Annotated in this window: 22 protein-coding genes; 11 read left to right on the top strand and 11 right to left on the bottom strand. The window is 48.6% G+C overall.

Annotation, left to right across the window (positions count from 1 at the left end; all coding sequences use genetic code 11):
* Positions 1–294 precede the first annotated feature (294 nt).
* On the top strand, positions 295–2,373 hold the full coding sequence (locus Q1A04_RS12860; RefSeq protein ID WP_299706430.1) for a T9SS type A sorting domain-containing protein: 2,079 nt from the start codon (positions 295–297) through the stop codon (positions 2,371–2,373).
* 71 nt (positions 2,374–2,444) lie between these two features.
* On the opposite strand, the gene Q1A04_RS12855 is transcribed toward Q1A04_RS12860, so the two are convergent.
* From Q1A04_RS12855 to Q1A04_RS12835, 5 genes are all read right to left on the bottom strand, one after another.
* The gene (locus Q1A04_RS12855) at positions 2,445–4,688 is read right to left on the bottom strand and encodes a T9SS type A sorting domain-containing protein (protein ID WP_299706427.1); all 2,244 of its coding nucleotides are present in this window, start codon (positions 4,686–4,688) and stop codon (positions 2,445–2,447) included.
* Positions 4,689–5,094: 406 nt separating this feature from the next.
* Positions 5,095–5,790 (bottom strand): metallophosphoesterase family protein, encoded by a 696-nt coding sequence (locus Q1A04_RS12850; RefSeq protein ID WP_299706424.1) that lies wholly within the window; start codon positions 5,788–5,790, stop codon positions 5,095–5,097.
* A 92-nt stretch (positions 5,791–5,882) separates the two neighbouring features.
* On the bottom strand, positions 5,883–6,122 hold the full coding sequence (locus Q1A04_RS12845; protein WP_299706421.1) for a hypothetical protein: 240 nt from the start codon (positions 6,120–6,122) through the stop codon (positions 5,883–5,885).
* Positions 6,123–6,226: 104 nt separating this feature from the next.
* The gene (locus Q1A04_RS12840) at positions 6,227–6,541 is read right to left on the bottom strand and encodes a hypothetical protein (protein WP_299706418.1); all 315 of its coding nucleotides are present in this window, start codon (positions 6,539–6,541) and stop codon (positions 6,227–6,229) included.
* 76 nt (positions 6,542–6,617) lie between these two features.
* Complete coding sequence (locus Q1A04_RS12835; RefSeq protein WP_299706415.1) at positions 6,618–7,487, bottom strand: SDR family oxidoreductase; 870 nt, start codon at positions 7,485–7,487, stop codon at positions 6,618–6,620.
* Between the two features lie 124 nt (positions 7,488–7,611).
* On the opposite strand from Q1A04_RS12835, the gene Q1A04_RS12830 reads away from it, so the two are divergent.
* From Q1A04_RS12830 to Q1A04_RS12805, 6 genes are all read left to right on the top strand, one after another.
* Positions 7,612–7,866 carry a 4a-hydroxytetrahydrobiopterin dehydratase gene (locus Q1A04_RS12830; protein ID WP_299706412.1) on the top strand — a complete coding sequence of 85 codons (255 nt, stop codon included), beginning with the start codon at positions 7,612–7,614 and terminating at the stop codon, positions 7,864–7,866.
* 72 nt (positions 7,867–7,938) lie between these two features.
* Positions 7,939–8,631, top strand: a complete 693-nt coding sequence (rsmI, locus tag Q1A04_RS12825; RefSeq protein WP_299706409.1) for a 16S rRNA (cytidine(1402)-2'-O)-methyltransferase — start codon at positions 7,939–7,941, stop codon at positions 8,629–8,631.
* A gap of 27 nt (positions 8,632–8,658) precedes the next feature.
* Positions 8,659–9,897 carry a DUF4105 domain-containing protein gene (locus Q1A04_RS12820; RefSeq protein WP_299706406.1) on the top strand — a complete coding sequence of 413 codons (1,239 nt, stop codon included), beginning with the start codon at positions 8,659–8,661 and terminating at the stop codon, positions 9,895–9,897.
* Positions 9,894–10,697: an inositol monophosphatase family protein gene (locus Q1A04_RS12815; RefSeq protein ID WP_299706403.1), complete on the top strand. Its 804-nt coding sequence runs from the start codon at positions 9,894–9,896 to the stop codon at positions 10,695–10,697. Before Q1A04_RS12820 ends, Q1A04_RS12815 begins: the two co-directional genes overlap by 4 nt.
* A gap of 197 nt (positions 10,698–10,894) precedes the next feature.
* A complete protein-coding gene (locus Q1A04_RS12810; RefSeq protein ID WP_299706400.1) occupies positions 10,895–11,071 on the top strand; it encodes a FeoB-associated Cys-rich membrane protein in 177 nt (58 codons plus the stop codon).
* 229 nt (positions 11,072–11,300) lie between these two features.
* A complete protein-coding gene (locus Q1A04_RS12805; RefSeq protein ID WP_299706397.1) occupies positions 11,301–11,639 on the top strand; it encodes a hypothetical protein in 339 nt (112 codons plus the stop codon).
* Between the two features lie 55 nt (positions 11,640–11,694).
* Here the strand turns inward: Q1A04_RS12805 and Q1A04_RS12800 are convergent, their stop codons facing one another.
* The 6 genes from Q1A04_RS12800 to Q1A04_RS12775 all read right to left on the bottom strand — a co-directional run bounded on the left by Q1A04_RS12800 (position 11,695) and on the right by Q1A04_RS12775 (position 21,302).
* Positions 11,695–12,621: a mechanosensitive ion channel family protein gene (locus tag Q1A04_RS12800; RefSeq protein WP_299706394.1), complete on the bottom strand. Its 927-nt coding sequence runs from the start codon at positions 12,619–12,621 to the stop codon at positions 11,695–11,697.
* 142 nt (positions 12,622–12,763) lie between these two features.
* Positions 12,764–13,786: an SPASM domain-containing protein gene (locus Q1A04_RS12795; RefSeq protein WP_299706391.1), complete on the bottom strand. Its 1,023-nt coding sequence runs from the start codon at positions 13,784–13,786 to the stop codon at positions 12,764–12,766.
* Between the two features lie 88 nt (positions 13,787–13,874).
* Complete coding sequence (locus Q1A04_RS12790) at positions 13,875–15,062, bottom strand: hypothetical protein (protein ID WP_299706388.1); 1,188 nt, start codon at positions 15,060–15,062, stop codon at positions 13,875–13,877.
* 209 nt (positions 15,063–15,271) lie between these two features.
* Positions 15,272–16,687 (bottom strand): TlpA disulfide reductase family protein, encoded by a 1,416-nt coding sequence (locus tag Q1A04_RS12785; RefSeq protein WP_299706385.1) that lies wholly within the window; start codon positions 16,685–16,687, stop codon positions 15,272–15,274.
* Positions 16,688–16,883: 196 nt separating this feature from the next.
* A complete protein-coding gene (gene radA, locus Q1A04_RS12780) occupies positions 16,884–18,269 on the bottom strand; it encodes a DNA repair protein RadA (RefSeq protein ID WP_299706383.1) in 1,386 nt (461 codons plus the stop codon).
* A 111-nt stretch (positions 18,270–18,380) separates the two neighbouring features.
* On the bottom strand, positions 18,381–21,302 hold the full coding sequence (locus tag Q1A04_RS12775; RefSeq protein WP_299706380.1) for a CHASE domain-containing protein: 2,922 nt from the start codon (positions 21,300–21,302) through the stop codon (positions 18,381–18,383).
* Between the two features lie 267 nt (positions 21,303–21,569).
* Here Q1A04_RS12775 and Q1A04_RS12770 point away from each other — a divergent pair, with 267 nt between their 5' ends.
* From Q1A04_RS12770 to Q1A04_RS12755, 4 genes are all read left to right on the top strand, one after another.
* Positions 21,570–22,286 carry a hypothetical protein gene (locus Q1A04_RS12770; RefSeq protein ID WP_299706377.1) on the top strand — a complete coding sequence of 239 codons (717 nt, stop codon included), beginning with the start codon at positions 21,570–21,572 and terminating at the stop codon, positions 22,284–22,286.
* 111 nt (positions 22,287–22,397) lie between these two features.
* Complete coding sequence (gene fumC, locus Q1A04_RS12765) at positions 22,398–23,795, top strand: class II fumarate hydratase (RefSeq protein ID WP_299706374.1); 1,398 nt, start codon at positions 22,398–22,400, stop codon at positions 23,793–23,795.
* A 115-nt stretch (positions 23,796–23,910) separates the two neighbouring features.
* On the top strand, positions 23,911–24,753 hold the full coding sequence (locus tag Q1A04_RS12760; RefSeq protein WP_299706371.1) for a GIY-YIG nuclease family protein: 843 nt from the start codon (positions 23,911–23,913) through the stop codon (positions 24,751–24,753).
* A 180-nt stretch (positions 24,754–24,933) separates the two neighbouring features.
* A complete protein-coding gene (locus Q1A04_RS12755; protein WP_299706367.1) occupies positions 24,934–25,437 on the top strand; it encodes a hypothetical protein in 504 nt (167 codons plus the stop codon).
* The last annotated feature ends 39 nt before the right edge of the window (positions 25,438–25,476 follow it).

The following is a 25,476-nucleotide window of genomic DNA, read 5'->3' as shown; positions in this document are numbered from 1 at the left end:
AAATTAATCAACATTTTTATAAAATAAAGGGACATATATTTGTATATATATTATACCCTCAATATATTTTCTGGTCGGATTTTCCATTCTATGGAAAGCCGCACATCAGCAAAACACAAAAATCACATTTTTTCATTTAAATGTTATAAGCACATGAAACAAACTCTACCCGTTAATTCTTTTTTTCAAAGCGAAAAAAAGCCCTCAGATTCAGTGCAATTAATGAGCCCCTCAAGGTGGAAACTGAGATGTAACTTAATTTTATTGATGCTCTTTTTGACCAGCCTTTCGGCCATGGCTTCACACTTTAAAGGTGGGCAAGTAACTTATAAGTATCTTGGCGGAGGTCAGTATGAAATGCTGATCAAAGGCTATTGGGACAAAGACGCGGTTGGCAGCATCATCCTATCATACGAAGGCTCGCCAAAGCTTAATACACCCAGCCAGACCGTATCAAGAACGCTGCTCCCTGATGGTATGACGATTGAGCACGTACAGCGGCAGCGTATTACGTGGTCTAAACCCGGCCTGTACCAAGTGTCTTGGAAAAGCTGCTGCCGTGCCAAGGGATCCAACTTTGGAGATGAGCAAAATGGTCTTTTTGCGGCAGTGGACTACAATCCTGAGCAATTAAGCTCCTCTCCCCAGTTTTATGACCTGCCTATCTTCAACTTTACTGTTGACAATAACATCAGCTACAGTATGAATATTGAGGATCCGGAAGGACATGAACAGGAGTATTCGCTAGAACTTCCTTTCGGAATAAGCGGCGACCCTTACAAACTCATGAAAGAAACAGGATTCAGTATCAGCAACGATGGCGCTGTTAACTGGGAGCGCCCGCTAAAGGGCCTGTGGCTTGTAAATGTGAAGATCCGTGAAAAAGTAAACGGCGAATTTACAGGAGCTTTTGTTCTTCGCGACTTCATCCTCAACATAACTGACGGAACCAATACAGCCCCTGTTCTTACTAAAGTTGTAGAGCAATATGTAACGAAAGGCGAGACTGTTTCTTTTGACGTTGCGGCAACAGACGCACAGGAGCAGAATATAAAGCTACAAGCTACCAGCTCTATGTTTGAAAAGGGAGCCACTTTCACCCAGACAGCCACTGGCTCCAATGCTAAGGGTACATTTACTTGGGCAACTAAAGCGGAGCATGTAGGTCGTTTCGCGGTGCAGTTCACCGCTACTGACTCCGATGTAGTACCGCTTTCATCCCAGATGACCGTGTATGTTAACGTACTGGCCGAGGCGTGCAACGTAAAGGCTAGCTATACCCTAGATCAAACGCCTTGCGCTGGCAGCAGCAATGGCCGAGTAACTTTATCGGGTAGCAACGGCATCGCTCCTTATACCTACTCTTTGGATGGCGGACAAACATTCCAACCCGAAACTACATTCAGCGGTTTGGCTGGTGGCGCTTACGAAGCCGTTGTGAAAGATGCTAAGGGCTGTGTTAGCAGTGCTCAGGTTACGGTTGCAGAGGAGGCATTGCCACAGGTTAACTTCAATCTAACTAACAATGTTTACTGCCTTAATTCTGCACCGGCTACGCTTACCGTAGGCAGCCCTGCAGGTGGCACCTTTACTGGTAATGGCGTGGTAGACGGCGTATTTTACCCTTCGGCAGCAGGACTTGGCAAGCATACCATCACGTATAGCTTTACCAATGGGAACGGCTGCACCAACACAACTTCTCAGGAAGTAGAAGTAAATGCCGCACCGGCTGTTTCGGCTGGAGCTGACAAGACAGTTATTATAGGATATAACAACAGCTTTGCCTGCGCCACACTGACGGCTAGCAGTGCAAACGCCGTTTCTTATCTTTGGAGCACAGGTGCCACAACCCAGAGCATTGAGGTATGCCCTTCCACTACCACAGTATACACTGTTACTATAACTGACCAATATGGCTGCACAAGCAGCGATGAGGTGACTGTATTCGTACAGGACGTGCGTTGCGGCAATAAGATGGACAAAGTGGTGGTGTGCCATAATGGTAAACCAATCTGCATAGCACCGCAGGCTGTTCAGGCTCACCTAGATCACGGTGATGTGCTGGGTGATTGCAGCGAGATCTCATCAGGCAGACCAAACCAAAAGGCAGAAGGCGCCTCCGTAGCTGTCTTCCCTAACCCAATGGTAGACCAATCTCAACTGCGGGTTGTTGCCAAGGTACAGGGCATTATCACAATCGACATCCTAGATATGAATGGCAAGGTGGTGCGCAAACTTCACAATGGCCCGGCTAACGAGGGACAAGAGTTGAATTTTGATCTAAAGCGCAGCATAGGCCCGAACAATATCTACATCGGTAGAGTGGTAACAGAGCTCGGTGTTCAGACTTTCAAGATCATGATTACCGAATAATATCTGCTCTAAACAAATAAAAAGGGGCTGCCAATGTAGGCAGCCCCTTTTTATTTATTGCTGTATAAGACTTAGCGCTTCATCAATTTGAAAACATGCTTGGAGCCATTATCCATCACGTGCAGCATGTACATACCTTTAGCCGCTGCCTTTGTCATATCTACGCTGATAGAGTTACCGGAAGTTTCTTCCAAGCTCTCGTGCACTACTTTACCCATCGTATTTGTCAGGATGACATGCACATTACGGGCCTCTGTTCCATTTAGCGTTACGATTACTACATCATCAAATGGATTTGGATATGCGGCTATTACACCGTTGTTGCCGTTCAGCGAAACCGCCTTAATATTCGAGAAGGCACTTTTACCATCGAAGTCGATCTGCTTCAAGCGGTAGTAACGCGTACCAGACACGGCTTTGGTATCGAGGAAGTTGTAGTACTGCTTCAGGACAGTGGTTCCTACTTTGCTTTCCACAAATCCAATAGTCGTAAAGTTTCTGCTGTCGGTTGACACCTGCACCTCAAACCCTTTGTTATCCAACTCCGATGCGGTTACCCAAGTTAGGTTTACCCCTTGGGTATGGCGCTGCGCATTGAAGGAAATGAGTTCTACTGGGAGGGGGGTGATACTGGCATTGCTAATTTCATAGATTCTGTTGGAAAGCAAATTAGTGTAACATGCAGCATTTTGTTCGCTAACCGTTAGCTCTACTTTAACACCATCAATATTCCCGGGCATTGAGCCAAAGGTTAAATTAGGAGTGTTAGCTGCTCTCACCCAAGTGTCAGCAGAGCTGCCAGTTTCATGATAGAACCATTGATATGACGCTATTTCTTGTGCCGGAATGTTAGATGTAAAACTAAATGTGGCAGGTTGGCCAACAACAGGGTTTTCAGGCTGCACGATATCTCCTGTTGCAGCAATAGCAGAAGCTCCTGTAACTGTTACTGTAGCCGGATCGCTCATACAACCTGTGGCAGTGTTTACTTTCCTGTAACTGTAAGTCGTGGTACCACTACTTACTGATGCTATCGTGTAAGTTAAACCATCCGCTAAATATTGCCCGCTTGAGTTATACCATCTATATGTCATACCTAATTCAGCAACAGGCTCAATAGTTAATGAACCACCCACGCAACGGCTAGCTGTCAAATTTGCAGGCTTACTTGGAGTCGGATCATTAGTAGGTACGACTAAGTAGGTTTTATCACTTTCGCATCCTGCCGTAACAGTGCTAAACTTAACAACATAATAAACCCCCGGATCACCTTGCGTGTTAGTTGAACGAGTTATCGTTGAACCTGTTGCTACTGGGACATCACTGCTATTATACCATCTATAATCTTCATTTGCCCCTGCACCACTTGCAGTAAATGTAATGGTGCGCGCGCCATTACTACATTGTGCATCTGATGTAACTGTAGGGGCCGTAAGCTTGGCGATACTAGCAGTAACAGGTACTCTTCGGCTCTCACAATCAACAACACCGTTTACAATTGACACATAATATGTAGTCGTTTGTGTCAGAACTTCAGTGGTATACTGAGGACCGTTTTGGCCAGCTATAGCAGTACCTCCCTCTGCCACTCTGTACCAACGGTAATAATCACTCCCAGTAGCGCCGGTGGCACTTAACGTCAAACTCCCTGACGAAGCACAAGTGGCTGCCGATGTTACCTGTGGCGCTGCCGGAGCGCATGTTTCTGTAATTACAATGTCATCAAAGTGAATGGCTGCGTTATTACGACTTCCATTGATATAGATTGCGACAACCAATGTTTGCTGACTTGCAAATTGCATAGAGGAGGAAATGAAATTCTGCATGGTGGTATTGTTATCACTCAGCTCAGTAGTTGGAATCACTACCACTCCCCCAGTAGAAAAATTAGTAGCATCGCTACCAACTTTTACAGAAAATGCCCCATTTTTATTTGTTCCACTACCGCTAACCCTCGCATTTAAAGCAAAAGTATAAGAATACCCTATTTTAGCTTGATAGTTTGTAGATATGTAAATCCACCCTTGGTAACCTCCATTCGTTCCCGATCCTGTTGTCTCTATTGTCAATTCCCCACTTGGATATGTTGGCCCTAAACCTTTAGTTAAGCTCGCAGTTGCATTCTGTTGCGCTTGGGTTGTAAATGGATTATTATAAACAGTTACCCCACCCTGCCCCATGCTCTCCCCACTTACCAGCAGGAAAAAGCAAACGAACAGTAACGAAATGATTTTACCACTTAAAGCCGTTCCCAAGGCCGAAGTAGTTGACTGCAGGGTGTTAGCAGCCGAAGATAGGTTGTAGAAGTGTTTCATATAGAAAACGGAAAAAATTAGAAAATTCAGGATGAAAGCCCCATTCAGGAGCGGAAGGCCACCTTACGGTCAAAGTCACTATACTTTTCGGGTTATTTTTAGCACTGATCTTGCCTAAAAAAACCTTGCAGCATATTCTAACTACTTATAAGACAATAAGTAGTCAATCCACTTTTTTGAGTGGCTTTACCGCATCTGAAATATTTGTGAATTTTGTTTTGCCTTTAAATAAATAAGTATAATTCTTTATTTATATAAGGCAATATTAGCTATTAGGATATAAAAATCCATGCAATTATTGTTATTTTTTTTATTGGCTTTTTACAAATTGCACTAAAATAGCACTGTTTTTACAATAATTTACATATTCGTAATCAGCAATTATAATGATTTAAACATTTAATTATCAGCTCTTTCTGCGAACTGCATAGGGGCGGTCTAAATTGCACTGAATATTCAATAAATTAGTATCTAAATCCAATGCTATCAGGTTGCCATAGGCGGCGTTTTTGTAGTAAACGCAACCCGCATCAAGGTTGATTCGGGCGTTTTGGTGTGCAACATTTTTTTTGATAGTGTGCAAAGCCGTGGGGGTATGGCCGTGCACGAGTCGCTTATTATCAATGCGCTTCCAGTCCACTTCGAAGTGTCTGATATTCAGCATGGCCTCTTTGTCGCTGAAGAGGTCGGTTTGGTGGAAGTCGAAGCCGGCGTGCACCAAAAAGTAGTCCGACAGTTCGAGGTAGTAGGGGAGAGAGTCGATAAAGCTGGCGTAGGGGATGGGAAGCTTTTTAAAATCGCTCATCCCGAAGTTTTGCAGCACCATTTGCTTCTCAGGCTCCGAGAGGTTGAGTGCTGACTCGCCTTTAGAGGCGGCTTTGATTAGCATCTGGTCGTGGTTGCCGCGCAAGCAGTGTACTTGGTATTGCTGTTTCTGGAGGTGGATGATAAAGTCGAGCACACCTTTGCTATCGGGCCCCTTATTCACATAATCGCCGAGCAGGTATAGTTCGTCAGTCTTTTTGAGCTGCAGCTGATCGAGCACGAGCGTTTTGAAGGTGCGGGCGCAGCCGTGTATGTCACTGATCGCGTATCGGGCCATGGCGGGATGCGTCTGGTCTGAGTCGGTTTGGAAGTGCTAAAAAAATAGCACCTGTTTTTAGAGCAGGTGCTATTCCTTTCAGCTTATTAAGCTTAGTTATACTTATTATTGTCTATTCCCGGCTTGTTGTGGTTACGGTTCGGATTATTGGTGCGTACGTTCGCCCCTGTCTCATCCGCATCGTCCACGGTATACTTCTTTTCCAACTCCTCATTTTCAGCACGTGTGCTGTTCGGATCTACTGGCTTACCACCAGCCGACTTGTCTTGGCCCTTACCTGTTGGATTTCCTGAATTCTCTCCTCCAGGCTGGGTATGCTTATATGATGGCATAATGTGTCCTCCTTGTAATTAAGTTAAAAATAAAATGGGCAAGCCGCCCCGGCACTATACCTGCATGCGGCTACACCTCGAGTAAAATTCTGTTCTCCTCAAAATCAAGTCCCGCGACCTTCGTCCTCGGTTCGCATATTATCAGGTGGCGGTGTGCCGTCGTCGGCGTAGTCATTTACACCGGTAGCGGAAGGTCCTTCGGAGGCAGTGTCGCTGCCGAAGCCCTCTTTGCCGTCGCGGTTGCCGAAACCTCCGCGCTGGTGCTCGTTCTTGGGCGGATCAGCACCCGGAATGATGTGCCCCGCACGGAACTCCTGATCGGTTGTATCGTCTTCTATGACACGCACTGGTCTGTCTTTCGGACCAGTGCCGTGGTTAGACTGACCTTGCTTCTCTTTATCGTTTTCTTTGTTTTCCATAGTTCTAGCTTTATTATACTCCGCTCGGGAGCCATACCTGTTTTTACTCCATTTCGGCCGCTATGGTTTAGTCTGATTAGCTGCCTACCTGTTCGCCGCCATTCACATGTATCACTTGGCCCGTTATATAAGAGCCGTCTTCTGAAGCAAGCAACACGTAGGCTGGTGCCACTTCCGATGGCTGTCCCGGACGCTTCAGCGGCACATTCTGTCCGAATTCTTTTACTTTCTTCTCATCAAAAGAGGCAGGTATAAGCGGTGTCCAGATCGGGCCGGGCGCTACGGCATTCACGCGGATTTTCTTTTCGGCCAGATTGGCTGATAGGGAACGGGTAAAGGCTGTGATAGCACCTTTGGTAGAGGCGTAATCCATGAGGTGGTCACTGCCACGGTAGGAGGTCACGGAGGTAGAGTTGATAATGGCGCCATCTTCATTTATGTGCTCCAGTGCCGCTTTGGTCATGTAGAACATCGAGAAGATGTTGGTCTGAAAAGTGCGCTGGAGCTGGTCCTTCGAAATATCTTTCAAATCCGTTTGCTCATGCTGCTCGGCGGCGTTGTTGACCAGTATGTCCAATCCGCCGAGCTCCTTCACGGCTTGCTGCACCGCTTTTTTGCAGAAAGCTTCGTCGCCTATGTCACCGGCTATGATCAAGCCTTTGCGTCCTTCATTTTCTATCAGTTTCAGCGTGTCCTTGGCGTCTTTGTCTTCGTTCAGATATACAATAGCCACGTCGGCTCCTTCGCGGGCGAAGTGTACTGCCACAGCACGGCCTATACCGCTGTCGCCACCTGTAATCAGGGCTTTTTTGCCTTTCAGCTTCTCGCTGCCTTTGTAATTTTCGCGTATGTACTCGGGCTGCGGGGTCATCTTATGTTCTTTGCCCGGTTGCTCTGCTTGTTTCTGGGCGGGTAGTTCTTTTGGTTTGTTTGCCATAGTTTTCATAGTTTAGTGTGGTCGCTGCCTGCAGACAGTTCCATACCTATACGCCTGCATTTTTGACGTAGTTACCCGGCATAACCATCTAATCAGGTGTCTGTCCGTTTATACCTTAAAATGAAACTAACCTATGTGGAAAGAAGAAGAAAATAAACTCACCCGCAGCTTTGAGTTCAAGGACTTTAGAGCAGCAATGGCTTTTATGAACAAAGTGGCCGACGTGGCTGAGGAGCTCAATCATCACCCGTGGTGGAGCAATGTATATAACAAAGTGGAGATCGAGCTGACCACACACGACGCCGGCAATACCGTAACAGATAAGGACAAGAAACTGGCCCGCCGCATTGACCAGATTGCCGACGAGCTACTAGCTTCAGAAGTATAGCTCTTTTTCGCATGGCCTTTTTCTGAAAGCCCGCGGCTATACCTTTGTCATTAATCTACTTATCTTTGCTACATGCAGGAACCTGAAAAAACCAATCTATACCTAGTGCCGACGCCCATTGGTAACTTGGAGGATATTACGCTGCGGGCTATTCGCGTGCTGAAGGAGGTGGACGTTATTCTGGCCGAAGACACCCGCACCAGCGGCAAGCTGTTGCAGCACTTAGGTATAGAGAAGCGCATGCACAGTCACCACCTGCATAATGAACACAAGGCCAGTGCCCATCTGGCGGAGCGTATGAAAGGCGGTGAGGTGATGGCCCTGATCTCAGATGCGGGTACTCCCGGAATTTCTGATCCCGGGTTTTTGTTAGTGCGGGAGTGCCTCAAGGCTGGTCTTAAGGTAGAGTGCCTGCCCGGAGCAACCGCTTTTGTGCCTGCTTTGGTCAAGTCGGGTTTCAGTACCGATCGCTTTACTTTCGAAGGATTTCTGCCTCTGAAAAAAGGCCGTCAGACGCGCTTGATCAGTTTGGCTGAAGAAGAACGCACTATGATCTTTTACGAATCGCCGCACCGTCTGCTCAAGACGCTCACACAGTTCAAAGAATATTTTGGAGGAGAGCGCATGGCCTCTGTTTCACGTGAAATCTCGAAGATGTTTGAAGAAACCGTTAACGGCACGCTGGACGAGCTGATCGAGCTTTTCACAACCAAAGCAATTAAAGGGGAGTTTGTGATCGTTGTTTCCGGGGCGGGGGCAAAGTAAATCGATCACGACACGAATAAAGAAAATATGAAGCTATACCTTAAAAAGCTTTCACTGATTATTACACTGCTGTTTGTCACTTTGCAGGCGCAGGCGCAGTTTGAGGACATACGGCTGTCACCGACGGCGAAGATCAGTTTGATCACCTGCTCTCCCGGTGATGAGTTGTATGCCATCTTTGGCCACAGTGCCGTGCGCGTGAATGACCCTGTCTCCGGTATGGACATCGTGTTCAACTACGGCACCTTCGACTTCAACGAGCCGGGTTTTTATCTCAAGTTTATCCGGGGCAAGCTCAACTACAAGCTCTCCATTGCCTATTTTCAGGATTTCGCCTACAGCTATACCATGGACAACCGCTCCATCTACGAGCAACAGCTTAACCTGACGGAGGACCAAAAGCAGCAGTATTGGCAGTTCCTGACGCACAACTACCTTCCTGAGAACCGCTTCTACCTCTACGATTTCTTTTTCGACAATTGCGCTACCCGCATCCGGGACGGCATTGAGGCCACTTTCCCGAAGCAGGTCGCCTTTGATATCGATCACATTGACCAAGACATGAGCTTCCGCAACATCATCGATCTATACCTGCCGCCGCAGCCTTGGTCCGATTTCGGAATAGACCTTGCCTTGGGAGCGCCGATTGACCAGAAAGCGGAGGCTTATGAATACATGTTCTTGCCCGACTACCTGTCCGAGGGCTTTGCCAGCGCTACCATTACACAAGGCGGACAACGTGTGCCGCTGGTGGGAGCACCGCAAGTGATCTTCCAGAACACGCCGCCAGCGCCCAGCGCAGGAAGCCTCTTTAACCCCGTGCTGGTGTGGTGGCTGTTTTTCGGTGTGGTGCTAATCATCACGTTTTTTGATTTTAAGCGCAAAACCCGCAGCCGCACCTTCGATGTATTCCTGTTCCTTGTAACAGGTCTGCTAGGAGTACTGCTCTTTCTGCTGTGGTTTGCCACAGACCATCAGGCGGCTGCCAATAACTATAACCTACTGTGGGCTCTACCAACCCATGTGGTAGCAGCGGCCTTTCTGGCCAGACGCGTGGCACCTAACTGGCTTCCGAAGTACATGCTGGTAACAGCTGTGCTGGCAGGCCTTACCCTGCTGCTTTGGCTCGTTTGGCCACAACAACTACATACCGCCGTTTTCCCTATCGTGTTAGCCTTGGGCCTCCGTGCCGCGTATATGGTTTGGGCTTCCAAGGAAGTCAACCCTGCAAGTAGCACCAATCCCAAAATAAAAGAGCGTATATGAACCTGCAGCAACTTTGCCAGAATGCCAATGTAATCGTCAGACGAGTGGGAGCCTTCATCAAGCACGAAGCCGAGAACTTCGACAAGAGCAGGGTCGAGATGAAGGGCTTCAACAATTTGGTGTCTTACGTGGACAAGGAGGCAGAGCAACAGCTGGTGGATGCACTGCGCACGCTCCTGCCAGAGGCTGGCTTCATCACCGAAGAGGAAACCGACAATACCCGCGGCGAGCGCTTCAACTGGATTATCGACCCGCTGGATGGCACCACCAACTTCACACACGGTTTGCCGCTTTTCTCAGTAAGCGTGGCCTTACTCGACGATGACGAGGTGGTGTTGGGCATCGTGTACGAAATCAACAAAGACGAATGCTTCTATGCTACCAAAGGCGGCGGGGCTTTCCTGAACGACAACCCCATCAAGGTGTCGCCTGCCGAAGGGCTGAAAGACTCGCTTATCGCCACAGGTTTCCCTTATTATGAATTTGGGCTCACGCAGCAGTACCTGCAGGTGTTGGGTAGCTTTATGGCCAAGTCGCATGGCGTGCGCCGACTCGGATCAGCAGCCTTGGATCTGGCGTATGTGGCAGCGGGACGTTTTGAGGGCTTCTTCGAGTTCAACCTGAATGCTTGGGATGTGGCAGGCGGTGCCATTATCGTGCAGGAGGCGGGTGGCCGTGTTTCCAAGTTCATGGAAGACGGGGACTATATCTTTGGGCGGGAGATCGTGGCCAGCAACGGCAACATCCATCAAGAAATGTTCGACACCATAGCCGAGCACTGGAAAGAGCCGCTTCCCTAAGAGGCTATTTTAAATTTATTCATTGGGCTGCAAAGGGCATTTTTCGGAACTTGGCTTCATCTCTTTATCGCGCCATAGCGCTGCTATGCCACTCAAAAGGAGTCTCGCCAAAACCCTAAATACCCCCTTTTCGCCTCCAACAATAAAATCAAAGTAGCCTCTAAACTTTTTGTAAATTTGTGTAGTTGATAGAGCGTATGGTACAGCAAATTATCATTTTCCTGATTTTCGCGGTCGCGGTGGCCTACATGGGTTGGGTGCTTTACCGCAGTTTTATGCCCAACAAGAACGCGGGCTGCGCCAAAGGCTGCGGCAGTTGCTCGGCCATCGACTTCAGCAAAATCCAGAAAGAACTCGAGAAGAAGGGAGCGTAGGCTGTATTTGATAAGCTGTCCCCTTGTTATGTCAGATATAATTAAGGTATAAATTCTTAATCTTCGGGTGCCGCTATACCTATTGGCCTGCTCTAAAGGCCCAAGCAACATTATTTTGCGCCCGCCATACCTGACCCCTCCTAATTATTCCAGTCCCTTTTTCGTATCTCAAAGCCGATTTTGCGTATAGTTCTATACTAAACTAGAACATCCCTTAAAACTATACGCTATGCAAGATAAAGTAGAAGAAAGATCCTTGGTGAATGTGCTGAACCGCCTGCGCAAAGACGGCTATACCTATGACTTTAAAGTATCGGGTGAGGGCAAGCTTTGCACCATGGAGGACAAGCACACATTCGGACCAGACCAAGTGCGTATCGTGGACTTTTACCGCTTCGAAGGTGAAAGCAACCCAGACGATATGTCGATACTCTATGCTGTGGAAACCAGCACTGGCCTGAGAGGCACCATCTCCAACTCCTACGGCCCTTATGCCGATGAGAAAGTAGATGACTTCCTGAAACAGTTGGAAGACCTTGGCAAGAACCTTGATAAAAAAGATAAATAAAACAAAAAGGGCCGACTGATCGGCCCTTTTTGTTTTATACCTGCATAAGCTACACCTAATTGTCTGACACCTTACGGCCGTTCTGTATTTGGGCCTGCAGACTCTCGAGGTGCTCATTTAGCTTTTCCCCTCCCTTTATTCCAAAGTCCAGCGTACGGATCGGGAACGGAATCATGATATCGTTCGCATCAAAAGCCTTTTTGATCTTAATAATGGCATCGCTCTTGGCCGACACAAAGTCTATCTGTCGGGAATAGGTAATCCAGAAACGCGCCTTGAAGTTGATAGAGCTGTCACCGAAAGCATCATACATTACCTCTATATCCCGCGTCTTAACGCGATTTTTCACTTCCTGCAGGGCATCTATCACAACCTGCTGCACCTTTTCCAGATCTTCTCCATAAGATACTCCTACCTCCACATCGAGGCGTCTGATCCCGTTGCTCGAAAAATTGGTAACAGGGTTCTCAAACACCATTTTGTTGGGCAGTTTCACCAGTTCACCTGTCGGTTTGCGTATGTCGATCGTGCGCAGGGTTACCCGCTCAATCACACCGAAATAATCGTTGGTCTCGATCATATCGCCCACTCCGAAGGGCTTTTGCACCGCGATGATAATGCCCGAAATAAAATTGGCCGCGATGTCCTGAAAAGCGAAACCCAATGCCAAACCGATGATACCAACACCAGCCAGCAAAGACACCACCACCTTGTCGAGCTGAAGCACGCTGAGTACAAAGAAAAAGCCGATCATCAACAAAGCAAGGTATAGCAGCGTCGAGATCAGGTTGTTAAGCGCTGGACTGTGTGAGAAGCGAACTATTACTTTGTCGAGGCCGTCGCGTATGACACGGGCTACATAGAAGGTAATGATCAGAAGAACGAGCGCCACAAATAGATTTGGCAGCATCAGGATCAAATGCTCCCCCCAGTCCTCCAGTTTGCTCAATAAAAGTGACAGTGCTTTGTTAATATCGTTCATATAATATTCGGTGTCGTTTCAGATTTTTTTTTACACGCTACCCACGCGCTAATTTAACTTTCGTAAACAGATTTCTTTTCAAAAAATGGGTAGGTCTATCTTCGCATCATTTCTAATTTTTAATTTTTAATTTGGCGCAGCCTTACGCCCATACCCGCGTACCTTCGGTGCAGTTACGACACATTTCTATCTCTTCCCGTGACTGTAACAGCGATTTGCGAAATTGGTTATACCCCGCACTTCGCCATACCTCTCTAAAGCTTTGGGCCTTTACGTCGCCCATACGGTACTCGGCATCCTTATCGAAGCAACAGGGCACCACCAAGCCGTCCCATGTAATGACACAGGAGTGCCACATCTTCCAGCACTGGTTGAGCAGCTTGTTTTTGATGGAGTAACTGCCGTCGCCGTTGTTTCTATACCTTGCATAGTAGTCGATGGTAGGTATAAGCGGAGAACCCTGCTCGTAGTCGTAGATTTGCGCCGTCTTGAATACGACTTCGTCTACACCCAGTTCGTCGGCCAGCGCCTGCACCTCTTCTATCTGATGCTCATTGGGTCGCACCACTAGAAACTGAAACATGATATGCGGTGTGTGCGACTTCAGTTCTTTTTTCCATTTCACGACCTGCCGCGTGCCTTCCAACACCTTGTCGAGTTTGCCACCCACACGGTAGGCCGCGTAGGTTTCCTGCGTGGTGCCGTCAATCGATACGATCAAACGGTCCAGCCCTGACTCCACGGTTTTGCGGGCCGTTTCGCTGTCGAGGAAGTGGGCGTTGGTTGAGGTGGCGGTATAGATGCCCCTGTCCGAGGCGTACTTCACCAGTTCCAGAAAACTCTTGTGCAGGTATGGCTCTCCCTGAAAGTAAAAGATCAGGTATAGCAATCGCTTGTGCAACTGGTCAATGGTCTCTTTGAAAAGATCATTTTGCAGCATACCGGTAGGTCTTGTAAAAGAGCGGAGTCCACTTGGGCACTCCGGACAACGCAGGTTGCAGGAAGTGGTCGGCTCAAACGAAATGCTGAGCGGGTCACCCCAGTGCACTGCCTTGCGCGACATGCGTGCATACCAATAGCTGCCCGCTACCTGCAGCGCATTGAGCATACGCAGTGGCGTTAGTTTAGACAGGAAATTGAGCTTGTCGGCTAGGTGCAGCTTCATGTATGGGTATGCAAAAGAAAGGGCAGCCCACAAAGGCTGCCCCACTAAATTAAACTTTATGGCGCTAACGGCCAAAATTATCACATGACTAGTAGCGGAATAGCGCCTTTACACTGCCGCCTTCTTCACCGACTTCAGCCAGACCATTGTAGCTGCTCACGTATACCTTCCCGCCTTGCGCCAGTGTTTTGATAGCTGCCAGATTAATCAGGTCATCATCGCCGCGCTGGTAATCTTTGTGCACTTCGGCCACAGCGCTCTTCGCGTCATAGCGTCCCCATACGGGGCTGCTTGGAGCAATAAACAATGTGTCTACACGTCCATGCACAGCCTCAGCGGCAACGGTGGCAATGTCCTCAGACGTTACGCCAGTGCCTGCCACATTCTCGTAGCGGCTCAGTGAGTCAGAGTGGCTTTGCTGCATTAGTGGCTTCATCACGTCCAGCGCCTTCTCGTGTATTGTCTGCGGACTCATACCTGCTGCTGTCTCGTTCAGGTTAATGTTTTGCGCCACTATGTTTTTATACTTGCTGAACTTACGGTAGAGCGAGCAGTAGTGGTCTACACCCGCCAGCACAAGAGGCTCTGTTGCGTTGTGTAGGATCTTCTGCAGGCTATTGTCGATCTCATGAATAAATTCGATCACCTCGTCATGCTCATCATCGCCTTTGGTGGCGCCCGCCCCATGCACAATGTTTGAGCCGTTCACGGTCGTGGTAGAGTTATGGAAATCCTGATCGTGGCCCTTGATGGTAAACTTTAGCGCCTCATTCATGCTCTCAGGAGCGAAGTCGCTCACATCTATCTGACGGATACGGTCGATCGTGGCCTCGTAGAAGCCAATGCGCTCGCGGTACAGCGACAGGATGAAGAAACGGCCGTTCTGGCTCAGGATTGGCAATATCGGTGTGAAATAGAACTGGTCGAGCACGTATACCACATCTGGCATCGTGGTGGGCAGCGTATAGTGCGCAGAGAAGCCTTTGGTGATGAACACGGCCAAGCCCTCCGACTGGTGACGCCAGAATCCATTATCGTTCAGGAGCTCTTCTGCAGGCTTCATGTAAGCGTCAATTTCAGAATCAGGAACATCGTGCCTTGCCAATAGGGCGCGCGCCTCTTTTAGTTTGTTCTTAAAAAGTATGTTGTCCTGTCCGTTTAAGGTTTCGTGACCAGCTCGGTGCGTAGGTATGTAGATAGAGATGCAAAGTGCGTCTTTCGTGTTGTTCTGAACGTTGAGCAGTTTCTCAATGTCCCCTTTGTTGATTAATGCCATATTTTTCTAGCGGTTAAATGAATAGGATATCTCAAATAATCAATTCCTCTTGATGCCCCCGCTCTTGTAGGGGGTTAGGCTTTAATTACGAGCTAATCAAATGCACGGTTATTGATGCTGTCAGAAAGAAGGGAATGGGCACTAAAAAACGAAGCCGCCCATCATGCTATCACGACGGGCGGCTCTGTAAAGTATAGCGTATAAAATGCTTACTTGCGCGAGGCTCTGTTGCTCAATACATGCTGCAGTATCTCTTTCTCGGCTTCACGATCTATTGGCCTACGGGGTTTGGTGCTCAGGATGGTACCCGCCTCGTCTATCAGAAAATAGGCAGGCACATCCTTTAGTCCGTATTTACGGGCGATTTCATGTCCCTGTCCCTGCAGGTATAGCTGCACGCCGCCCAAGCCTCTTGACTGCACCACACTTCGCCACGTCTGCTCATTGTCGTCTACGCCGATGTTCACCATTACCACATCATAGGGCTGCAGCTTACGGCCTAGTTCCTGCGCATGGGGTTGCTCTACCATGCAGAGGCCACAGTCGGTGCGCCAAAAGCTCAGGTATACGATTTTTCCTTTAAAGTCGCTCAGCGCTACCGTGTCGCCGTTGATACTGCGCAGCGTAAATGCTGGGGCTGGACTGCCTATCCCTAAACCGGGGTGGCTCTCATACTGCCGTAGCAGCGCAGCATGCACGAGCAGATTTCCGGTATTTTTCTCATAGTGCTGCAGCATAGCCGGTACGTGCAGCACATTGCCCTGCTGCAGTGATTGTCTGATCACATGCGCTTGTGCCATACCGCGTGACGGTCCCCGCAAGCGCTGACTCACCAGATCGTAGGCGTACTTATAATAATGCTTGTCTGTGGGATTGAGCTGTACTTCACGCGTCAGGTGTATAATGTAATTGCGTAAAAAAGCCGGAAACGTCATACTCTCTAAGCTAGCCACTTGCTGCAGATCGAGCTGGTCCAGAAAACTGAAATAAGCAGCCGATGGTGTCAGTCGGGCAGGCAGCATCATGCGCTCCCGCATATCGAAGAAGGTAAGCCGATCGTTGGCGTAGCTGTATTCGATCTCAGCCAATATGAGTTCTTTAAAGTAATCACTCACTGGTTTGGAGGCCACTTTCTTTTCAAAGACGGCCAGTTGGTCTTCTTTGCGGTATTCTAGAAACTGAAGAAACTCTTTTTCTGACAGTTTCACATTATCGGGAAGGGTCTGATAGTCTTCCTCTTCGTCAAAACGCTGGGTATGCAAAGCAAAGTAATTATTCTCATTCGCTCCGTTACCCTTATAGTTGAGCGTCTTCAGCATTTTGCCTGCCGTAAAAGAGACTGTCAAGTCAAAGCCGGGCTCGAGGTATAGCGGCACCGACTCATTGCCATACACCAGCTCCACGGTGACGGGTTTATCAACTGGAATATCTAAGGTAAACTGTCCTTTCTGCAGCTTGGCAATAGTGCGTAACTCTTCGGGGTAAAGCAAAGATGGTAGAGTTGCGATGAAAATATCGCTTTCATGGCCTTTTTGCACTTTGCCTGTCAGGGTTACTTTCCCTTGGGCAAAGAGAGAGGGGATTGCCAGCAAAATCGCCAGCAAGGGTAACAGCATTCGTTTCATAGGTAAGGCCGGTAGATGTATTCTATAACTATCGTTTTATGGTCCAATTAAACTCTGCTACACGCAATATCGCTAAAAGCTATATTGAGGGCAGATAATGCTCTGAACACTAATTTTATAGATTATAATTCCGACTTCCCAGCCTTTGTCTGATTTTATACGAAAGATAGAACAAGTTCCTGCTTAAAGCACAATTTTACCCAAAGAGAGCGGCAAATACTTCCTCCAATCGGCCGAAGGCATGCACATTGATGGAAAACTTGCTCAGGTCCACCCCCTTTTTATTGTACTTCGAAATGTAAATATCCCGGAAACCCAGTTTCTCGGCTTCGGTAATACGATTCTCGATGCGATTGACTGCCCTTACTTCGCCACCAAGGCCCACTTCTGCGGCAAAGCAAGAGGTGCTAGGTATGGCAATGTCCTCGAAAGAGGAAAGGATAGAGGCGCAAACGGCCAAGTCAAGCGCCGGGTCCTCCACTTTCAGACCACCGGCTATGTTGAGGAACACGTCCTGTGTGCCCAGTCTATACCCGCCACGCTTCTCTAGCACAGCCAAGAGCATATTCAATCGCTTACCGTCGAAACCGGTGCTAGTGCGCTGTGGCGTACCATAAGTGGCCGGTGTCACAAGGCTCTGCACCTCAATCAGCAAGGGGCGGTTGCCTTCCAAAGTGGCCCCAATGGCAATGCCACTGAAAGCGTCTTCGCGCTGCGAAATCAGGATCTCCGAAGGATTGCTTACCTCTCGCAAACCAGTACCCAACATCTCGTATATTCCCAACTCTGAAGTGGAGCCAAAGCGGTTTTTGGAGGTGCGCAAGATGCGGTAGGTCATGTGGCGGTCGCCCTCGAAGGTCAGGACCGTGTCGACCATGTGCTCCAATATCTTAGGACCGGCCAAGTTGCCTTCTTTGGTGATGTGGCCGATCAGGAAAACCGGCGTACCGCTCTCCTTGGCAAATTTGAGCAGCTCAGCGGTACACTCCCGCACCTGACTTACACTGCCTGCCCCCGCCTCTATAAAAGAGGAGTGCAGCGTTTGAATGGAGTCGATAATGAGCACCTGCGGTCGCAACTGCTCTATTTGCTTGAAGATGTTCTGTGTGCCGGTCTCGGTCAGGATAAAGCAGTCGGAGGTTTGGGCATTGAGGCGCTCGGCCCGCATTTTGATCTGATGCTCACTCTCCTCACCGCTCACGTACAATACCCGGAGGCCGGATAGGCTCAGTGCGATTTGCAGCATAAGCGTGGATTTGCCTATACCCGGTTCGCCACCGATGAGTACCATAGAACCCGGCACAATGCCGCCGCCCAGCACTCGGTTCAACTCCTGATCGATTGTCTGGATGCGCTGCTGCTCCTGGTAACTGATATCAGCGATTGGTTTTGGCTTGTTCGCCACCTGTGCCGAACTGCTGGTGTTGCCTACTTTCCACACGCTGGTGGGCGTGAGCTCTTCGCGCTGCACTACTTCCTCCACATAGGTGTTCCACTCCCCGCAGGCAGGGCATTTGCCGATCCACTTGGCGGATTGCGCCCCGCAATTCTGGCAGAAATAAGAGGTTTTGATCTTAGCCATTCAGCTTTATATGTAGCCCGCATTGATTGCAAGCAGGCTTTGAAAACAATAATTGAATTAAAAAACGCTTCTGCTTCTAACGAACAAAGACCTTGTTTTTTACGCAGGTTGTTATGCCATTATCTGCACCGGCTCCTGTCGGAAATAAACCCTGAAAGTGGTGCCTTCGCCCAGCTCACTCTCCACTTCTATACGCCCACCGTTGTTCTCGATGATGCGCTTCACAATGTAAAGTCCGATACCGGTACCTTCCACGTGGTTGTGCAGGCGCTTGAACATGTTAAACAGCTTGTGCTGCTGCCCTTTTTTGATACCCAGACCATTATCCTGTACCTGCAGCACCACGAAGTCGCCTTCTGCGAAGGTGTTGATGCGCACTTCCGGATCACGCTGAGGGTCCCGGTACTTAATGGCATTGGACACCAGATTGTAGACGATGCTGCGCAGGTTTTTGCGAGCGTAGAGCAGTTCTTTCACTTTGAAATCTGCCTGAACTGTCGCGTCCGTTTCTTTGATCAGCCCGTCGATGTCATCCATCACGTCCTGCAGCACCTGCTCAAAGACCAGTGGCTCCACCTTGGCATGCAGCTCCTTCTGCACTTTGGTTATCTCGGCGAGGTCGGCTACAGTTTGCTTGAGTTTGTCGATGGCGTCGGCCAGCATGTCCAACACCTGTTGGTCTTCATCGTCTAACTTGCCCGGCAGTATATCGCGCAGCAGGTTCGTGAGCCCCTCCATGTTGGCGATCGGGGACTTCAGGTCATGCGAAGCCGTGTACACGAAGTTGTCGAGGTCGTTGTTGGTGCGCTGCAGTTCCACATTCTTGTAACTCAGCTCTTCGTTGGTCGACACCAGTTTGGTACGGGCCTGCACCAGTTCGGTCACTTCCACCGCAAAGATGAGCACCGCCTCAGGCTTGCCTTTACTATCGAGGAGCGGCTGTACCGCTATGTTAAAGAAGCTTTCCGTCAGGGTGCCATTGTTGTGACGATCGATTATGAGCGGCACTTCCTTGCCCACGTAAGGCGTGCCGGTCTCAAACACTTTGTCTATTTCCTCGAAAATACCTTGGTGGAGCAACTCGGCATGCGCTTCGCGCAGGTTTTTACCTACCAGTAGTCTATTGCCAAACAGTTTGCGATACAATGGGTTGGCCAATAGATACTGCTGATCCGAAGCACGCACAAGTCCCACCAAAGCCGGCACCTCAACAAAGAGTTTCTGCAGGAGCTCCGCGTTCTGTTTTACTTTGCGGTCTGCCTCTTTAATGTCGGTGATGTCAATAGTAGAGCTGATGTGACCAAGGAAACCGCCATTGGCACCGAAGCGCGGCGTGCAGGTAGCCACCATCCAGCGGTACTGCTTATCGTAGCGGCGCATGCGCACCTCGGCCCGGAATCCGCTCTCTGTTGCCAGTGCATTGGTATAGAGCTCCTCGAAACCGGCCAAATCCTGCGGATGGATGAGTTGCTGCCATCCAAAGTTAATGCTATCCTCGAAAGTACGGCCCGAGAAGTCAAGCCACTGCTTGTTCACGTACACGCTTTGCTTCCAGATGTCGAGAATGCTGATCATTACCGGTGCATTGTCGGCCATGGTGCGGAAGCGCGCCTCACTTTCTATGATCGCCTGCTGGGCGCGCTTCTCCTCGGTGATGTCGCGCACTTCGATAATCGTAGCAGTCGGGACGCCGTTTTCAATGATCGGGTGGGCTGCCACTGTCACGCTGAAGAACTCGCCGTTTTTGCGAATAAACACATCCTCGTGCGCGCGCATGTTATTATTAGTCGGCAGCGCCTTGTCAAGCGGACATTCCTCCAACGGGTATGGGCTACCATCCGGGCGGGTATGGTGGATCATGTTGTGGAGCGGCCTTTGGATTATCTCCTCTAAGGTATAGCCCGTCATCTCTTCCGCAGCGGGATTCATAAAAGTACAGTAGCCCTTGGCGTCCATCATAAAAAGCGCCGCCGTTGCATTGTCTGTAATAGTCTGCTTCAGGCTATTGGAGCGGCGCGTATTGATAAGCGACCAGATGATAAAGAACATCAGCAAACTGATAATGGTACCTCCCAACAGGATGAAGAATGGTAGCTGCGTATCAGCCGACTGCTGAAATGACGGCTTAGCTGAGCAATAGATACGCCATGTATGGTTGCCGATGCTCAGCGTGCTCATTAGATCGAGCTTTCGTTTTTTGTCTGCATGGTAGTGCAGGGTAGTGTCGGTACTGAAAAGTATGGAGTTCGGCTCGAGACTGGTGCCGTCGTACACTTCTATGTCAAGGTCGGCGTAGTTGCTGCCCAGCGTAGCCTCCATCAGGTCTTTGGCTCGGAAGGGGCTGTACACGAAGCCTTTGATGAGGCGCTGTCGCTCCTTGATGGACTCAGGCTCCGCATTGTCTTCGTAGATAGGCAGATAAACCAAGAAACCCGACTGCTCATCCACGCCGGTTTCCTGCACCAATCGCACCTTGCCGGACATGGCAGGCTTGCGCGTATCGCGAGCCATCTGCATAGCAGAGCGTCTGATCGTGTCGCTAAACATGTCGTAGCCGAAGGCCCGCTTGTTGCGATCATCAAAAGGCTCTATGTACACAATGGCTGTGTACATACTCCGATCCCCCTCGGGACGCACGGAATAGTCACGGAAGCCTTCTTTACGGATGCGGCGGATGTGCGCGTCAAGTCGGTTTGGATGTATAAAATGGGTATAACCCACACCTTGAATGCCCGGGTAATTCTCTTCCAGATTGAGAGTGGCATAGTACTGCGCCCAGTCTTCACGACTGACCGTGTCGGAGGCAACGAACAGTGCTTTCGCCCCCACCAGTATCTGCATGTAGTCGCGCATGCGCAAGTCAAGCGCCTGCGTAGCTTGTGCGGCCTTTAGCTCAAACAGTTTTTCGTTTCGCTCGAGCGCCTTCTTTCTGGTCTCTGAATAAATGAAAAGCGTCAGCAAAAAGATCAGCAGAAAAGACGCTATCGCAATCAGATACTCCCGAACAAACGACACCAACTTGGAAAGTTTCATAAATGAAATGAACGGCCTTCTACAAAAAAACACCGGCCCTGAGCATGACAACGGCCGGTAGAAGTACTTAGTTCAATGATTAGTTCTTCAAAAATAACTAAAACTTTGCATCAATTCCAATATTTCAGAACCATAATATGGGACAGCTTCGGTACTGGGGAGGCTTGCCGGCTCCATGCCTTCAGAGACCTACGCCAGATGCTTTTACATTTATTAATACAAAATTGGGAATAGCGTATTAATTTTACACCACTTACCCCTTACCGCATGATAGATATCCTGAAGAGCCTGTTGATTAGCTTTGTTGCAGTGGCCATTTTATTGCCGGTGGTGCGCTACGCCCTGCGCAAAATGTCGCCTGCGCATGATTTGCAGCAGCTGGACCCCGAGGAGTCCAAGTACCTGCAGAAAAAAGAATGGCAGCTCACGCTTGCTTATTACTTCTTCGCCTCTGTGCTCTCCGTCTTCTTTGCCGGCGCACTGGCCATGCTCTCCAGCATCATGCACCTATCGCAGGAGCACCTGTTTGTCATGACGCCCAATTTCCGCGCTTTCTTTGCGCCGGGGCTTTTGCTAGGTCTTACCATGGCTCTTTTGCCGCTCCGGATGTCGCAGCGCACCCTGCTCAACCAAGATTTTGAGCTTTACAAACAGTACCTCCAACAGCAGGAAGGCGCTCGCTCCACTCGCGCTTACAGCATCTTGTTCGGTATTATGATGGGGTTGTCGATCGTGGTACTCTGGTTTGCCATGCGCTGGCATATCAAGGTAGATGAAAACGAGGTCAAGATTACGAATCTGCTCAATCAGGAGCGTTCATACCCCCATGCATCAATTGAGAGCATCCATTATTTAGGTAAGGAAGGGGAGTACTTAATTCGTTTCGATGACCAGACAGCTTTAAACACGGCTTTTCTTAAGCCTGTTTCGCTGGACATGATCGCCCTTATGGCAGACCGCTCCGGCAAGCGGGTGATCCGATAGGGGGGAGGGCTTCCACTACTATTTGATTATACCTACGGAACGGCCGTAAATGAATATTTTTCGTAGTTTTGCCACAGTTAAATTGATTCTTTAAACCTAAGTATAAACGATATGCAAGTTCGCGTAGAGAAAGACACGATGGGCCCTATCGAGGTGCCTGCCGACAAATACTGGGGCGCTCAGACGCAGCGTTCAAGAGAAAACTTCACCATCGGTGGTCAGCAGATGCCGCAGGAGGTAATTGAAGCCTTCGCTATTCTGAAGAAATCAGCTGCGCAGGCCAATGCTGAGCTGGGTGTGCTCGCACAGGACAAAGCCGATGTTATTTCGCAGGTATGCGACGAGATCTTGGAAGGCAAACTGAACGACCAGTTCCCGCTGGTGGTATGGCAGACAGGCTCAGGCACGCAGTCGAACATGAACGTGAACGAAGTGGTGGCCAACCGTGCGCATGTGGTGCTAGGCGGCGACTTAATGGATGAGAAAAAGAAGATCCACCCGAACGATGACGTGAACAAGTCGCAGTCGTCTAACGATACCTTCCCGACAGCCATGCACATTGCCGCTTACAAGAAGGTGGTAGAGCACACGCTGCCTATGGTGAAGAAACTGCATGACACCCTGAAGGCTAAGTCGGAGGAGTTTATGGATGTGGTGAAGATCGGTCGCACGCACCTGATGGACGCCACGCCGCTTACACTGGGTCAGGAGCTGTCTGGCTACGTGAAGCAGCTGGAGTATGGCATGAAAGCCTTAAACAACACGCTGGACCACCTGAAGGACCTCGCACTGGGCGGCTCAGCCGTTGGTACTGGCCTAAACACACCGGCTGGTTACGCTGAACTGGTAGCTGAAAAGATTTCTAAATACGCTGGTCACGACTTCCGTACGGCGCCTAACAAATTCGAGGCGCTTGCTGCACACGATGCCATGGTGGAAACATCTGGCGCCCTAAAGCAGCTGGCCGTATCGCTGATGAAGATCGCCAACGACATTCGTTTGCTGGCCTCTGGTCCGCGCTCAGGTATAGCCGAAATTCTTATACCTGAAAACGAGCCGGGTTCTTCTATCATGCCGGGCAAGGTTAACCCGACACAGGCGGAGGCCATGACCATGGTATGCGCGCAGGTGATTGGTAACGACGTAGCCATTTCAGTTGGTGGCATGAACGGCCACTTCGAACTGAACGTGTTCAAGCCGGTGATGATCTATAACCTGCTCATGAGCGCCCAACTGATCGGTGATGCCTGCGACTCGTTCGACAAGCACTGCGCCGTAGGTATAGAGCCAAACACGGCTCGCATTAAAGAGAACCTCGAGAACTCCTTGATGCTGGTAACAGCCCTGAACCCGCACATCGGCTATGACAATGCCGCCAAGATCGCGAAGAAGGCACATAAGGAAGGTACAACGCTTCGTCAAGCTGCTATCGCTCTCGAATTGCTTACCAACGAGCAGTACGACGAGTGGGTGAAGCCAGAAGACATGATCGGCAGCTTGAAGAAGTAGGCTTATACTTTAACAGATAAAGGAAAAGCAGCTCCGTTTGGGGCTGCTTTTTTTGTTTCAAACAGGTTTATGTAGGTTTTGCTATATTTATGCTCATACAGTAACAGCTTTGACTATGAACAGACCACAAACGATTCAAATCTTTCTACCTGATGGATCTCCACGTAGCGTAAAAATTGCCGAAATAACTAACAGAGTCGTAAAGGCTGTTCTGGTTCCAAGAAATAAGTTAGAGTATATAGCTAGTAGAGACGAGTTGAAAAATGTTGGCGTATATTTTCTATTCGGAGAAAGTGCTGATAAAGCAAAACCTATGGTTTATATAGGTGAAGCTGAAGACTGTCTGGATCGGATTAAGCAGCACAACAGGTTAAAGGAATTTTGGAACTATGCAGTTGTGATGGTTTCTAAAATTAATGCTTTCACTAAGTCTCATGCTAAATACTTGGAACATGTTGCTGTGGCAGAAGCCAAAGAAGCGAACCGCTTCGATGCAGAAAATACGGTAGTTCCAAGCAAACCTTTTGTAACTGAATCTATGGAGGCTGATTTATTAGACAGCTTCGATACAATTAAGATTTTGCTCTCTACATTAGGCTTCCCTGTGTTTGATAAAATAAATAAAGAATCCATCACTAAAAAAGAACTTCTAATGCTTAAAGGTGACAATCTTTATGCGGAAGGAGATTTAATTGACGATGGTTTTGTCGTTTTTAAAGGATCAGGGTTAAAGCCAAACACTACTGCTTCTTGCCATGATTATTTGGTAAACCTGAGAAAAAAGCTGATAGAAGAGCAGATCGTTATGAACGTTAATGGCAAGTATAGATTTATGGAAGATTATATTTTCAATTCTCCAAGTACGGCTGGTGGTGTCGTATTAGGAAGGGCAACCAACGGTTGGACAAGCTGGAAAGACAAAAGTGGAATAACTCTTGATGAGTTACAAAGAAAATAGCTGTACCCGCTAGCGCGAGTTTGTAGTTCGTACTCTAAAAATCAAGAAATATTAGTACGAGCTTCAATCTCGTGAAAGTAATGGCGGCTAAAAGTAGTCGCGGCTCGTTTATACAATTGCTAGCTGTAATTTAAGCTACCTTCAAACAGCACATGAAAGGAGTGCTTAAATTCAGTAAGTATGATTGATTCAACCAATATCTGTTTGGCTTGTGGGTTGTGTTGCGACGGCACCCTGATTGGCTTTGTACAGCTTAGCCATGAAGAGTTGCCTGCGATAAGAGAATTAATGGATATTGAGGAGGCAAGTAGTGATGGGATTTTTATTCAGCCCTGCGAAAAATATTGTGATGGTTGCTCTATTTACTTAGACAGACCGAAACAGTGTGCCAGCTACAATTGCAAACTTCTGGAATATGTCCTACGAAAGGAACTGGATCATACTTCGGCTATTGAAATAATTGATGTGGCTAAACAGAGAAAGAGCGCTATTGAAGAAAAGTTAGCGCTACTACAGCTCAAGCTACAATCCCAATCATTTTACTTTAAGATGGCCGAGATAAAAAAGCTCCATCAGAAAAACGAGCTTGAATTAGCATCAACACAGGACTTCAAAGATCTGATAGCGGACATTAAGCAACTTGATAGTTTGCTGTCAAAGCAATTTGGTGTCACATTATTTTAATAATAAAAGATTATTTACTGAGTAAAAGATATGATACAT

The sequence above is a fragment of the uncultured Pontibacter sp. genome (assembly GCF_947499215.1).
Lineage (GTDB): Bacteria > Bacteroidota > Bacteroidia > Cytophagales > Hymenobacteraceae > Pontibacter.
This window is presented reverse-complemented; position numbering and strand designations above follow the sequence as displayed.